Consider the following 12,646-nt stretch of genomic DNA (forward strand, 5'->3'; position numbering starts at 1 on the left):
ACCTTGCGGTGATCGATGGTAAGCAGTGGTTGTGGCCCAGGCCACTACTTCGGAGCCACTTCTGCCACATCTGCCAACGATTCACGGTCCCGGGGGGTCTCGGGACGCAGCATGATCGTCCGGGAGACGACGAAGGTGATCGGGATCGCCGCGGCCGCCGCCAGCAGCGGCGCGTACGTGTCCGCCATCCCGGCCACGTCGACCAGCAGGTACACGCCCACCGTGGTGATCACGAAGTTCGCCGCGTTCGTCAGCGGGAACAGCAGGAACTTCCGCCACGTGGGCCGGGTGCGGTAGGTGAAGTGGCTGTTCAGGAAGAACGAGCCCACCATCGACAGCAGGAACGCGACGACGTGCGCGGCGACGTACGGCAGGCCCAGCGCCAGGAACAGCAGGTACATGCCGTAGTACGTGCCGGTGTTCACCACCCCCACGAGGGCGAACCTGACGATCTGGCCGCTGACGCCGGTCATGTGCGCGTGAGCTCCTCTGCGGACGGTCGGCGGACCCGGCGGGCCGGCCGGCGCGCCGGCGCGGCGTCGGTCTCCTGCACCAGGAAGTGCGGGCGCCGCTTCACCTCGTAGTAGATACGGCCCACATACTCCCCGATGACGCCGAGCATCACCATCTGGACCCCTGCGAGGGCGGTGACCGCCACCAGGAGGGTGGTGTATCCGGGGGTGTCGACACCGTTCACGAGGGCGTCGCCGACGATCCATGCCGCATACACGCAAGCCGCGGCGACCAGTGCCATTCCGAGGTAGAGCGCGGCCCTGAGCGGTTTGTTGTTGAAGGACAGCAGGCCGTCGAGGCCGTAATTGAGGAGTTTCCCGAACGTCCATTTGGAGCGGCCCTGCTCGCGGGTGGCGTTCTCGTACGAGAAGGTCGCCGTGCGGAATCCGACCCAGGCGAAGAGGCCCTTCGAGAAGCGGTTGTACTCGGTGAGGTCCAGGACCGCGTCGACGGTGCGCCGGGACAGCAGCCGGAAGTCGCCGACGCCGTCGACGAGCTCCACGTCGACGAGCCGGTTGATCACCCGGTAGTAGGCGCGGGCCAGCAGGGTGCGGGTGACGCGGTCGCCGGTGCGGCTGCGGCGGGCGATCACCTGGTCGTGGCCCTCTGCGTGCAGCTCCAGCATGCGGCCCACCAGCTCGGGCGGGTGCTGGAGGTCGGCGTCCATGAGGACCACCGCGTCGCCCTCGGCGTGCCGCAGCCCGGCGAGGATGGCGGCCTCCTTGCCGAAGTTCCGGCTGAAGGAGACGTAGCGGACGCGGGGGTCCGCGGCGGCCCGCTCGCGCAGCAGGGCGAGCGTCCCGTCGCGACTGCCGTCGTCGACGTAGACGAGCTCGCATTCCACTCCGTATCCGGAGATCTCCTCGGTCACCCGCTCGTGGAAGCGGCCGATGATCTCTTCCTCGTCGAAGCACGGCACCACAATCGAGATCAGCACGGCGTTCACCACATCCCCGGCGCGTGTCGGGTGCGCGGGCGTCCCATTGCGCGCAGACGGACATCCGGTGAACTCGCCTGCGGGCGGGCGATTTCCCCGTCAGCGCGCTGGCATATTTCGGGGCGTGGTTCCGTCCCCGACTTCCGCCGCGACTCCCTCCGCCGCACCGCCCTCCGCCGCCGGGCCCTCCCCCGGGCGCCGGCCCCGCGCGGCCGCCGCCCGGGTGGGCGGTCCCGCCGCGTTCCTCGTCGCGCTCGCCGTGTGCGCGGGCGACGCCGCGGCCCGCACCTTCCCCTTCGGGGAGCGCACCCGCGCCGTGAACGACCTGGGCAACCAGTTCGTGCCGTACCACGCGTACCTGTGGGACCTGCTGCACGGGCGGGCCGGCGGGCCGCTGCTGAACTGGCGGGCCGGGTTCGGCACCAGCCTGCTGCCCGACCTGGGCACGTATCTGACCAGCCCGTTCGCCCTGCTCGTCGGGGTCTTCCCGCGGGACCGGATCGACCTCGCCGTGTACGTCGTCACGGTCCTGAAGACGTCCGCGGCCGCCGCGCTCATGGCCCTGCTGCTGCTGCGCCACGGCAGGGGGGCCGGCAGCCGGTGGGCCGCCGCCGTGCTGGGGGCGTCCTACGCGCTGTGCGGCTGGTCGGTGATCGAGGCCGCGTACAACCCGATGTGGCTGGACGGGCTCGTCGGCTTCCCGCTGCTGTGCCTGGTCGCGGAGTGGGGGCGGGAGGGCCGCCGGCCGGTGCTGGCGCCGCTGGCCGTGGCCCTGGTGTGGACGGCCAACTTCTACACCGCCTACATGGCGACGATCGGCGCCGCCCTGGTGCTGGCGGCCCGCGGCGGGCTGCGCATGCCGCTGCGGGTGTGGGGCAGGGCCGCGGCGACGGTGCTGCTGGGTGTCGGGCTGGCCGCGCCGGTCCTCGCGCCCGTGTTCCTGGGGTCGCGGCACGCCTACCCTGGCTGGACGCGCGCGTTCTCGCCGGCCGACTGGACCGACCTGGCGGCGCGGGCGCTCCCCGCCACGTACAGCTTCTTCACGCCGGCGCTGTTCCTGGGCGCGGGGGCGCTGCTGCTGGCCGCGGCCCTGCCCTTCCACGGGGCGTGCCGGTGCGCGAGCGGTGGGTGTGGGGCGGGCTCGCGGCGGGCGCCCTGCTGTCGCTCCAGTGGGAGCCGACGCACCTGGTGTGGCACGTCTTCGCCACGCCGAACGGCAGCCCGTACCGGCAGACGTTCGTGGTGGCGGGGCTGGTGGTGCTGGCCGCGTGGCGTGCCGCCGCCCACGGCTGGCCGGGCGCGCGGGCGCTGCTCGGCGGCGCCGGCGTACTGGCCGCGGTGGCGCTCGCCGCCGTGTACAGCCCGCTGTCCACGGGACCGGCGTTCGCGCTGTTCGGCGGCGGCCTCGCGGTGGCGGCGTGCGGGGTGCTGCTGCTGCGCCGGCGGGGCGGCGCGCGGGCCGTGCGGGCGGCGGGCGGGGTGCTGCTGGCCGGCGCGCTGGTCGTGCAGGCCGCCGCCACCACGGCGTACGCCGACCGGGAGCGGCCCGCGCGGCTCGACCACTACCCGCCGTGGGGCGCGCGGCACACCGAGCGGGCCGGCGCCCTGGCGGCGGCCGACGGGTGGCCGCGGTACCGCACCGACCCGGGGCGGCCCGAGATCACCGGCAACGACCCGCTGCTGCTCGGCGGCCAGGGCGCGTCGTACTACAGCAGCCACACCCCGGACGTGTGGACCAGGACGCTGGCCGCGCTCGGCGGCGGCTGGACGTCGAACGGCCGCAATGTGCAGAGCCTCGACAACCCGGTCACGGACGCGCTGTTCTCGGTGGGCGCCCGCTGGCGGGAGGGGGACGGGATCGTCCGGAACGCGCGGGTGCTGCCGCTGGTCACCGTGCGGACCGGCCTGTCGGAGGGGGCGCGGCGGGCGCTGCGGTACGGGCCGTCCGCGTTCCGCAACCAGGAGCTGCTGCTCGGCGCCCGCGTCTACGACCTGCCCACCGACGGCGTGTGCCCGGTCGGCAGCGACGTCTTCGTGTGGGCGCCGGACTTCACCGGCACGGCCCGCCTCGGCACCGGGGGCCGCACGGCCGAAGCTGCGCGGCGGGCTGCCCCGGCGGCGGGCCGCCATGGAGGCGCTCGGCCCGCAGGTCGCGGCGGGCACGAAGGTGGCGTGGCGCGGCAGGGGCGCGGTGCCGCAGGGCAGTGTCGGCTGCCTGGACCGCGGCCGGTTCGCGGCGGCGGTCGCCGCGCTGGAGGCGGCGGCGGGCGGTGCTCCGGCGGTGGACGTGCGGAGCGACGGGGTCCGCGCCGTGTTCCCGGCGGGCGCGGACGGTCTGGCCGTGCTGGCGGCGCCCCGCATCGCGGGTTGGCGGTGCCAGGGCAGGCCGGCGGGCGAGTACCTGGGCCTGGTCGCCGTGGAGCTGTCCGGGCGGACCGCGCTGAGCTGCACGTTCCGGCCGCCGGGGCTGCGTGCCGGGCTCGCCGCCGGGGTGGGTGCGCTGCTCGTCTGGGCGGCCTGGGGCGTCCTGCGGGCGCGGCGGCGCGCCGGGGCTGCGGGCGCCGCGCCGGAGGCGGCCACGGGGAGTTCACCCGTACGACACCGTGCCGTCGGCCGGGAGCCGATCGACGCGGCGTAGCTTGCCCGGCATGGCCTCTCTTCTGAGTAACCGGCTGGTGACGCGGGTGCTGCGGCCGGCGTTCACCCTGGTCGAGCAGCGTATGGAGCGTGTGACGCACGCGTTCCAGAAGGATCTGGACGCCCTGCACCACGAGGTGGCCGATCTGCGGCGGCAGAGCTACGGGCTGGGCCTGCTGCTCGGCGAGCCGGGGCGGGACGGCCACCGCATGCCGACGGCCCCTCAGGTGGACCGGCTGGTGGGCGAGGTGTGCGCGGTGACGGGTGCGCCCGCCGAGCGGGCGCGGGGCGATGTCGCGGTGGTGTACCGGCAGGTGGTGGCGCTGGAGGCCCTGGGTGTGGGGGCGGTCGGCGGGGCCCTGTCGGACGTGTGCGGGCGGCTGGCGGCGGTGCCGCTGCTGGCCGGCCGGGGCGGCGGGGACGTGCTGGAGGTGCTGGAGGCGGGCGCCGGGCACGGGCTGTTCGCGGCGGCGCTGCGGCGGATGCTGGGGCGCGGGGGCGTCGAGGCGCGGCTGACCCTGGTGGACGCGCCGGAGGGGGCGGCGCCCCGCGAGGAGGCGGTGCGGGCGAACCTGGCGCTGGGCGGCGCCGACGGCGGGGCCGCCCGGCTGGTGCGGGGCGCGCTCGCGGACGCGGAGGTGCGGGCGCGGCTGGCGGACCGGCGCTACGGGGTGGTGCTGCTGGCCGACGCGCGGGACGCGGAGGCGGTACGGGACCTGGCGGCGCCGGGCGCCCTGGTGGTCGTTCCCGCGGGGGCGCCGGGCCCGGACGCCGCCCCTTCCGCTCCCGGCGGCGGCGCGGGGCTCCCCGACCACCGGGCGGCCGCGGGCGGTCAGGGCGCGGCGGACCCGGTGCGGGCCGCGGGCACGACCCTGGTGGAGGACAGGCCCCCGTCCGAGGACGGCCCGACCGGGTCTGCGGTGCGGGGCACGCACCTCGGCCGGGTCGCGGACTCGGCGTACTTCCGGACCGTCTGAGGCGTCCGGCCGGGGCGTGCGGCCGGGGCGTGCGGCCGGGCCGTCCGGGGCCTGCGGCCGGGCCCGCTGAGGCCGCGCCGCTCCCTGGTCACCGGCCGCCGACGACCGGGTCCCCCGACGGCCCGCGGCCCGCCGGTCACCAGCCGCTACGGGGCCCCTGACGGCCCGTGGCCTTCCGGGTCACCGGCCGCGGACCTGCTGCTGGTGGTGGAGGGCGCGGCGGAGCTCCGCCGGGAGCGGGTGGTAGGGCCCGTACACCCGCTCCGTGTCGTACAGCAGGTTCTGGAACTGCTGGTGGGCCGCGCTGTGCTCGCCGGTGGTGAGCAGCAGGTGGCCGATGCGGTGCCGGATGTCGAAGGCCCTGGACGGGTCGCCGCCCGGCTGCCGGGCGCTGCTCTCGTGGTACGGCAGGAGCGCCCGGTACTCCGCGAGCGCGGCGGCGGCCTCGCCGAGCTGCTCCAGGCAGAGGGCCGCGTCGTACCGGTACCGGAGGGTCTGCGGGTCGCCGGGGCCGGCCTCGGCGGCGCGCTCGTCGGCGAGGCGGCGCAGCTCGGGCAGGGCCCGCCGGTACTGGCCGTCGTCCATGAGCGTCGTCGCGTACTGCCGGCGCAGGATCCGCACCACCGCCGACTGCTCGCCGTGCTCGGCGGCGGCCGCCGGGAGGATCGCGCCCAGCAGGTCGACGGCCTGCGTGATGCGGCCCTCCCCAGCAGGCGCTTCACCTCGTCGACGGCCGACGCCACGTCGGTGCGGGACGCGGCGGGGGCGGGCACGGACGGCGGCCGCGCCGGCGGGGCGGCACGGGCAGCGGCGTCCGCTGCGGGGGCGGGGTCCCCTGCGGTACGGGCTGGGGAGCGGGGACGGGGGCGGCGGGGCCCGCGGGGCGGTCGGGCCAGGGGGCCAGCGGCCGCAGGAACGGCCGCGTCGGATCCATCGGTGCCGGCACCGGCACCGCGGACCGGTCCGGCAGGAGCGGCGCCAGCGCCTCGTACACCTCCTGCGCGCCGGACGGCCGGTCCTTCGGGTCCTTGGCGAGGAGCCGCAGCACCAGGGCCTCCAGCGGCTCGGGCACCTCGGGGCGCAGTTGCCGGACGGGCGGCGGCGCCTCGTACAGATGGCGGTGCAGCACGCCGAGGACGGTGGAGGCGGCGAAGGGCACGTTGCCGCTGAGCAGTTCGTGCAGCAGCACCCCGAGGGCGTACAGGTCGGTGCACGGGCCGACGGCGCCGCCCATGGCCTGCTCGGGCGCCATGTAGGCGGGGCTGCCGATGGGCGATCCGGTGTGGGTGAGCCGGGTGGTGTCGGTGTCCAGGACGGAGGCGATGCCCAGGTCGAGCACGGTGACGGTGCCGTCGGGCTTCACCATGACGTTCCGCGGCTTGAGGTCGCGGTGCACGATGGGCACGGCGTGCACGGCGGCGAGGACCGCGCACAGCTGGGCGGCGACGGCCACCGCCCACGGCCAGGGGTAGGGGTCGTGCTCAGCCAGGTGGTCGGCGAGGTCGGCGCCCTCGACGTACTGCATGACGAGGTACAGGTCGTCGCCGTCGCTGCCCGCGTCGTGGACGGTGACCAGCCCCGGGTGGGCGACCTGGGCGGTGACGCGGCACTCGCGGACGAAGCGGCGGCGCATCTCCTCCGCGGCGGTGGCGGGCGCCATGTGGTCGGGGCGCAGCAGCTTGACGGCGACCCGGCGGTCGAGCCGCCGGTCGTAGGCCGTCCAGACCTGGCCCATGCCGCCCTGGCCGATGATGCCGGAGAGTTCGTACCGGTCGGTGATGACCCGTCCGTTCACGGGCGCTCGTCTTTGCGGAGGAGGTCGCTGAGCTCGTCGAGTTCGGCGCGGACCTGGTGGATGCGCGACGACGGCGGGCCCTGCGGCCGGGGCGTCGCCTGCGGCTGCGGGGTGGCGTGCGGCGGGGTGTGCGCATGCGGGGCCGCCGACGTGTGCGGCGGCGGTGTCCGCGTGTGCGGGGGCGTCTGCGCGTACGGGTTGGGCTGCGGCGGCCGGGCCTGCCCCGCCTGCTGCGGGTAGCCGTAGCCGCCCGGCGCCGGAGTCTGCGGGTGGGTGCGGGCGTACGGCGACGGCGCTGCGGGGACGCGCGCCGGGGCGGTGCTCCCGGTGTCGTGGTGGCGGATGTCCGCGTACAGGAAGTACCCGGTGAACAGCGCCGCGTTCAGCAGCATGGCGCCGGCGGCGAAGCTGTTGCGCACGGACTCCGGGTCGGAGCTCGTGAGCATCAGGCAGCCGATCGTGGTCACGATCGACAGGCCGAACAGCCACCAGTCGCGGGGGCGCCGCGTGACGATCGCCAGCCGCAGCATCGCGGCGCCGGTGAGGAAGCCGATGCTCAGCAGCGGCAGCACGGCGAACAGCACGCGCCACACGACGACGTGCGTGGGCGTGCGCCGTGGCGGCGGGGTGCCGGGGCCGTGGCCGTAGCCGTACATGGCGCCCTCCTGACGACGTGTGGGTGACGTGGTCGAGGGTATACAGCCACGCCGACATCCACCCCGACCTGTACCCGACCTGTGACCCTGCCGCGGGCCCGCGGCCCTGGCGGGGCCGCGGGGGCGTGCGCGGGGTGGGGCCGGCGGGGTCGAGGCCGCGGTGGGGACCGGTCGGTGCGGCTCGGTCGGCGGGGGTCTGCCGTACGGGCGGAGCGGAGCCGCGGCCCCGCCCAAGGGCGGCAGCTCCGGTACGGGTACCGGCCCCGGCACTCGGTGCTCGGTGCTCGGCGCCCGGCGCTCGGCGCCCGGCGGGGAGGCGACCGCGCCTCGGGCGCGCCGCCCGAGCCGAACCCGTGTGAGCGAGGCCCCGCTCGCGCGCCACGGGCAGCGCGCGAGCGGGGCGGTCGCGGAGGTGGTCAGACCGGCCAGGGGTCGGCCAGGTCGTCCAGCCAGGCGCTCTGCCCTTCCGCCGTCACGGTGAGCCCGAAGCGCTCGTGACCGGGCTCGCCCCTGTCCCGCCACCACTGGTGGGCCGCCTCGGCCTCGTCCCACAGGCGGCGGGGGCCGGACTGCCATACCGACGCCGTGCCCGCGTCGCGGAACAGCACGCACGCCCACGACCGGTCACCGAGGCCGTACAGCCACACGGGCCGTGCGCCCTCGCGCTTCTCGGCCACCACGTGCACGCAGTCGCGCACGCGCAGCCCCACCGCGAACCGCTGGAGGCTGAACCTGCTCTCCCCCAGGAAGGCCGCCTCCGACAGCTCGGTGGAGGACGTGGCACGGTCCCCCACGCCCCCGGTCACGTACTCCCCGTGGACCGGCGGGGCGATCCGCTGGGCCCGCAGCTTCATGAACTCCACCGGCCCGGTGAACGCCCCCGACGCGCTGCGCCCGTCCCCGGCGACCACCAGCCGGGCCACCGCGTCACCGTTCCCCCAGGGCGTCCCCCACGGGGCCACGATCACCCCGTGCGGCCGGCACTGGTCCACCCACGCGTACGGGATGGTCCGCAGCCCGCACGTGGCGGTGATCCGGTCGTACGGCGCGGCGTCGGGCCAACCCGCGGAGCCGTCGCCGTGGATGACGCGGACGGGCAGGCCGAACCGTTCCAGTGCCGTGCGCGCGGCAGCCGCCACAGCCCGGTCCACCTCGACGGTCACGACGTTCCCTGCGCCCAGCCGGTACGCCAGGAGGGCGGCGTTCCAGCCGGTGCCGGTACCGATCTCCAAGGTGCGGTGGCCCGGGGAGGCGTCCAGGTCCCGCAGCATGCGGAAGACGACGCTCGGCATGGACGCGGACGAGGTGGGCTCCGCCCCCGGTGCGGCGCCCCGGTGCCGGCCGTCGTCCCACTGGGTCACGATCGGCACGTCGGCGTCCGCGTAGCCCTGCCAGGTCTGCGGGTCGTCGCTCCGGGAGACGGGCACACTGCGCCCGGACGCCATGTCGAAGGGCCACATCAGGTCCGGCAGGAACGCCGCGCGGGGGACGTTCGTGTAGGCGGGCGCCCAGTCCGGGGAGAGGGCGCCGCCGGTCATGAGGACGCGCCCCAGCTCCGTGCGGCCGGGGCGGTCCTGGTGTGCGTGGGTGGTCACGGTGGTGGCGGCCCTACTTCTTGGGCGGGTTGGGGACGCCGGGCCCGCCGTCCGGGGTGGGCGGCTGGTGGGGGCCGAGGTAGGGCTCGCCCGGCAGGCCGTCGCCGCCGACGCCGGTGCGGTGGGTCTTCTCGGAAAGGGTCATGGCGTGTCTCCTTTGTCTCTGTCTGCCGGGTGCGCGGCACTTGCCGGCCGACCGTCACACGGCCGCCGGGTGGGCCGTCCCCTGGCCCGGACTCGAACCGGGGTCTCCGCGCGCTTCACGGGTGAGGTGTACGAGCTCCCGCGCGCGGGCTCTTCCTGACTGAGCTACCAGGGGTGGTGCCACCCCCGTGCCGGGCCGGTCCCGGCGGTGGGGGGGGTGCCTCTATGTCTTTCGTCAAGGCACCTCTGTCGGGTTTCGGGTGGTTCGGGCTTGCTGAAGCTATGCGGCGAGTTCGACGTCCGTCGGTGTCCGGGGTTCGTAGAAGGTGCCGTCGCGGAGCATGGCGAACAGGACGCTGATGCGTTGGCGGGCGAGGCGGAGGAGTGCCTGGGTGTGGGTTTTGCCGCGGGCTCGTTGCTTGTCGTAGTAGGTGCGGGAGGCCGGGTCGGCGTTCATGCAGGCGAAGGCCGAGAGGAACATCGCCCGTTTGAGCTGCCGGTTTCCGCCTCGGGGTGCGTGTTCGCCGTGGATCGAGGTCCCGGACTGCTTCGTGGTGGGTGCGAGGCCGGCGTAGGAGGCGAGGTGGGCGGCGGTGGGGAAGCTGGTGCCGTCGCCGACGGTAACCAGCAGGACGGCGGCGGTCCTGACGCCGACGCCGGGCATCGACGTCAGGACCGGGGAAAGAGGGTGAGCCTCCAGCAGAGCGTTGATCTGGGCTTCCATCGCCCGGCGCTGGGTGTGAACAGCGGTGAGCGAGGCGGCCAGGGAGGGGATCACGATGTCGAGGGTGCCGGTGCCCGGGACCACGACGGTCTGTTCGTCGAGCGCGTCGAAGACGTCGTCGATCAGCCGGGTGGCCATGCGCGGGGCCTTCGGGCGGATCAGCTCCACGAGTCTGCGGCGGCCTGCCTTGCGCAGGGCGGCCGGGGATCCGTAGCGCTCCAGCAACCAGGTCACGGCCTGGTGGTCCAGGCGCGGGCCCAGGACGCGCTCCAGCGAGGGGTGGAACTGGGTGAGCAGACCGCGTATCCGGTTGGAGGTGCGGGTGGCCTCGGCGGCGAGGTCCTGGTCGAAGCCGACGAGCACGGTGAGCTCGGCAGTGATCTCGTCGGTCAGTTCCAGCGAGCGCAGGGTGTGCGGCATAGTCCGTGCGGCGTCCGCGATGACGGCGGCGTCTTTGGCGTCGGTCTTGGCCTCGCCCGGGTAGAGGTCGGCGATCCGGCGCATCGCGAGTCCGGGCAGGTAGGCGACCTGGCAGCCGGCGTCGCGGGCGACGGTCAGCGGCAGGGCGCCGATGGAGGCGGGCTGGTCCACGATCACCAGGACGGTGCCGAACTTGTCGCGCAGCTTGTCGAAGACGGCCCGCAGCCTGGGCTCGCTGTTGGGCAGCGGTTTGTCGAAGACCTTCTTCCCGCCCGGGGTGAGCCCATGACCGTGGTGGGCACTCTTGCCGACGTCCAGGCCCAGGAACACGCCCACGTCTTCGATCTCGAACATCGTGCCCCTTCCCAGGGGGTGTTGGCGGTGCCGGCCTCGGCTCGGGTGTCGTGCTCGCGCATCCACGTTATGCAGACCTGCCGCCCGCGAACTGTCCGGCATTGCGCCGGACCGGACGGTGGCCGGACCTCTGATCAGCGTCTCCGACGAACACCCCCGGACCCGGTGACACCACCCCCCAGGTCATGCCTTCGACAGGGGGCAACAGTCATGCCGGGCCCGGAGGCCAGCGGCCCCGTTGCGGAGCCGCAGAAAACATAACGGGGAACCGGTACGGGGCATCCGGCACGGGGGCGGCGGTCTACCGGTGGATCCCTTTGAGCCGCTCGCGATGGAGTCGGGCCAGGCCCCGCAGCTGGTCGCGCTCCCGGTCGGTGGCCGGCCGCAGCCGGTTCCAGTAGGCGTCCCACTGCCGGCCGGTCGGGCGGACGAGCCGCACCCTGGGCCCGTGGCATCCGGCCACCACGCCGGGCATCTCGTCGCCCAGGTCGTACACGGCCGCCCCGGGCCGCAGGTCGGAGGGGCGGGTGAAGGGGGACGGGCGGGCCCCGGCCACGGCGGTGGCCGTCCTGACCGCCGGTCGGGTTCGCTCGTGCGGATGACTCGCCAACTCGCGGTTGCACTCCTCGACTTCGCCGCGGCGGCCGGCGGACCGGGCCTCCTCCCGCTGCCTGGCGAGCGCCCCGCACACGTCGCAGCCGTCCACGGGGACGGGCTCCAGGACGGGGAGCGGCGCGGCCGACCGCTCCAGCCCGGCGAGGACCCGTGCCGGCAGTTCGGGGGTGGGCGGGGTGTGGTGCGCGTTCGAGTTCCCGGCAGTGAGCGGTGCCCATCCGGCGAACGTGCGCCCCTGCCCCGAGAAGTACGGCAGGCTCATAGCCCGCTCCTCTCCGTAGTGGCGTCACTACTCAGGGAGGTTCAGCGTGGCCCATGGAGGGGAACCATTCAACCAATCGGAACCGAACGAAGGGCTGGTGAAAGTCCCCTGAACCGCAAGGAGTTACACCCGGACAGCTCACCTCAGGCGGCGTACGGGGCACGTTTGCGCAGCTTGCGGGAAGCGCAGCGCTGGACACAGGATGAGCTGGCTGAGCGCACGGGATATTCCAGCGTGCACGTCTCGGCAGTGGAAACTGCTCGGAAGCCTCCAACCCTCCGGTTCGCACGCAGCCTGGACCGCGCCTTCGGCATCGAGGGCACGGAGACCTTCGAACGCCAGTGGCGCGAACTCCGCCAGGGCAGCCTGCTGGAGGGCTTCCCGGAGTACGTGGGCTACGAAGGCCGGGCAGCGGAGATCCGGCTCTACGAGGTGGGCGTCATCCCGGGGCTGCTCCAAACGCCGGAGTACGCGGAGGCTCTGGCGGCTGATGCGGTACGACGGGGGGCCATCACCGCCGAACAGGCAGCTGAGCGCGTCGATGTCGTAGCGCGACGGCAAGCCGCGCTTGCGCGCACTCCCTCGCCCTTGATCCTTGCCGTGCTCGACGAAAGCTGCATCCGCCGGCCGATCGGCGGCGCCACGGTCATGGAAGCACAGTGCGAGCGCCTGCTGAGGTTCGCCGAGCAGCCCAACACCCTCTTGCAGATCGCGCTGTTCTCCATCGGAGTGCGACGACCGATGAACCTGCCGGTCTACATACTGACGATGCCTGACCGCTCGCTCATGCTGTACTCGGAGTCTGCGCAGCAGGGCCACCTTGAGCGGGAAACCGCCTCTGTAGTGCCCATGCTGACGGCATACCATCAGTTGCAGGCGGAAGCACTGTCCCAAGCGGCATCCGTGGCCGTGATCGAGCAGCTTCGAAAGGGCACCCCGTGACGACCGTATCTCTCCGTTGGGTCAAGTCCTCCTACAGCGACAACGGCGGCGCCTGCGTCGAGGTCGCCATGCTGC

Annotated in this window: 11 protein-coding genes, 1 tRNA gene and 2 pseudogenes; 5 read left to right on the plus strand and 9 right to left on the minus strand. The window is 74.5% G+C overall.

Going from position 1 to position 12,646, the window contains the following annotated elements; all coding sequences use genetic code 11:
• Positions 1-44 precede the first annotated feature (44 nt).
• Both L6E17_RS28750 and L6E17_RS28755 read right to left on the minus strand, forming a co-directional pair.
• The gene (locus tag L6E17_RS28750; protein ID WP_236243570.1) at positions 45-473 is read right to left on the minus strand and encodes a GtrA family protein; all 429 of its coding nucleotides are present in this window, start codon (positions 471-473) and stop codon (positions 45-47) included.
• Positions 470-1,450: a glycosyltransferase family 2 protein gene (locus L6E17_RS28755; protein WP_236243571.1), complete on the minus strand. Its 981-nt coding sequence runs from the start codon at positions 1,448-1,450 to the stop codon at positions 470-472. The genes L6E17_RS28750 and L6E17_RS28755 overlap by 4 nt, the downstream gene beginning before the upstream one ends.
• Between L6E17_RS28755 and L6E17_RS31250 the strand changes: the two are divergent.
• The 3 genes and pseudogenes from L6E17_RS31250 to L6E17_RS28765 all read left to right on the plus strand — a co-directional run.
• A pseudogene (locus L6E17_RS31250) lies at positions 1,404-2,480 on the plus strand (YfhO family protein); the annotation flags it as partial. The gene L6E17_RS28755 and the pseudogene L6E17_RS31250 sit on opposite strands and share 47 nt — an antisense overlap.
• Before the next feature lie 77 nt (positions 2,481-2,557).
• On the plus strand, positions 2,558-4,114 hold the full coding sequence (locus L6E17_RS31255; RefSeq protein WP_308315948.1) for a YfhO family protein: 1,557 nt from the start codon (positions 2,558-2,560) through the stop codon (positions 4,112-4,114).
• Positions 4,099-5,064, plus strand: a complete 966-nt coding sequence (locus tag L6E17_RS28765) for a class I SAM-dependent methyltransferase (protein WP_236243572.1) — start codon at positions 4,099-4,101, stop codon at positions 5,062-5,064. The genes L6E17_RS31255 and L6E17_RS28765 overlap by 16 nt, the downstream gene beginning before the upstream one ends.
• A gap of 180 nt (positions 5,065-5,244) precedes the next feature.
• On the opposite strand, the pseudogene L6E17_RS28770 reads toward L6E17_RS28765, so the two are convergent.
• The 7 genes and pseudogenes from L6E17_RS28770 to L6E17_RS28795 all read right to left on the minus strand — a co-directional run bounded on the left by L6E17_RS28770 (position 5,245) and on the right by L6E17_RS28795 (position 11,629).
• A pseudogene (locus tag L6E17_RS28770) lies at positions 5,245-6,859 on the minus strand (serine/threonine-protein kinase).
• Positions 6,856-7,515 carry a hypothetical protein gene (locus L6E17_RS28775; RefSeq protein WP_236243573.1) on the minus strand — a complete coding sequence of 220 codons (660 nt, stop codon included), beginning with the start codon at positions 7,513-7,515 and terminating at the stop codon, positions 6,856-6,858. Before L6E17_RS28775 ends, L6E17_RS28770 begins: the two are co-directional and overlap by 4 nt.
• Positions 7,516-7,931: 416 nt before the next feature.
• Positions 7,932-9,110: a methyltransferase domain-containing protein gene (locus L6E17_RS28780; RefSeq protein WP_236243574.1), complete on the minus strand. Its 1,179-nt coding sequence runs from the start codon at positions 9,108-9,110 to the stop codon at positions 7,932-7,934.
• Positions 9,111-9,123: 13 nt separating this feature from the next.
• Complete coding sequence (locus L6E17_RS30760; protein ID WP_268985756.1) at positions 9,124-9,255, minus strand: hypothetical protein; 132 nt, start codon at positions 9,253-9,255, stop codon at positions 9,124-9,126.
• A gap of 77 nt (positions 9,256-9,332) precedes the next feature.
• A tRNA-OTHER gene (locus L6E17_RS28785) sits at positions 9,333-9,429 on the minus strand.
• Between the two features lie 105 nt (positions 9,430-9,534).
• Entirely contained in the window at positions 9,535-10,752 is a 1,218-nt protein-coding gene (locus tag L6E17_RS28790) for an IS110 family transposase (protein WP_236238829.1), read from the minus strand.
• 301 nt (positions 10,753-11,053) lie between these two features.
• Positions 11,054-11,629: a hypothetical protein gene (locus tag L6E17_RS28795; RefSeq protein ID WP_236243575.1), complete on the minus strand. Its 576-nt coding sequence runs from the start codon at positions 11,627-11,629 to the stop codon at positions 11,054-11,056.
• 108 nt (positions 11,630-11,737) lie between these two features.
• On the opposite strand from L6E17_RS28795, the gene L6E17_RS28800 reads away from it, so the two are divergent.
• On the plus strand, positions 11,738-12,571 hold the full coding sequence (locus L6E17_RS28800; RefSeq protein ID WP_236243580.1) for a helix-turn-helix transcriptional regulator: 834 nt from the start codon (positions 11,738-11,740) through the stop codon (positions 12,569-12,571).
• The coding region (locus tag L6E17_RS28805; RefSeq protein WP_236243581.1) for a DUF397 domain-containing protein at positions 12,568-12,646 on the plus strand (79 nt) is incomplete at its 3' end. The genes L6E17_RS28800 and L6E17_RS28805, both read left to right, overlap by 4 nt.

Source organism: Streptomyces sp. CC228A, from assembly GCF_021390935.1.
Classification (GTDB): domain Bacteria; phylum Actinomycetota; class Actinomycetes; order Streptomycetales; family Streptomycetaceae; genus Streptomyces.

What these genes read in the sequence shown, in the direction of transcription:
- L6E17_RS28750 (WP_236243570.1), bottom strand. Translation starts at nt 473, where the DNA reads ATGACCGGCGTCAGCGGCCAGATCGTCAGGTTCGCCCTCGTGGGGGTG.
- L6E17_RS28765 (WP_236243572.1), top strand. Translation starts at nt 4,099, where the DNA reads ATGGCCTCTCTTCTGAGTAACCGGCTGGTGACGCGGGTGCTGCGGCCG.
- L6E17_RS28775 (WP_236243573.1), bottom strand. Translation starts at nt 7,515, where the DNA reads ATGTACGGCTACGGCCACGGCCCCGGCACCCCGCCGCCACGGCGCACG.
- L6E17_RS30760 (WP_268985756.1), bottom strand. Translation starts at nt 9,255, where the DNA reads ATGACCCTTTCCGAGAAGACCCACCGCACCGGCGTCGGCGGCGACGGC.
- L6E17_RS28790 (WP_236238829.1), bottom strand. Translation starts at nt 10,752, where the DNA reads ATGTTCGAGATCGAAGACGTGGGCGTGTTCCTGGGCCTGGACGTCGGC.
- L6E17_RS28795 (WP_236243575.1), bottom strand. Translation starts at nt 11,629, where the DNA reads ATGAGCCTGCCGTACTTCTCGGGGCAGGGGCGCACGTTCGCCGGATGG.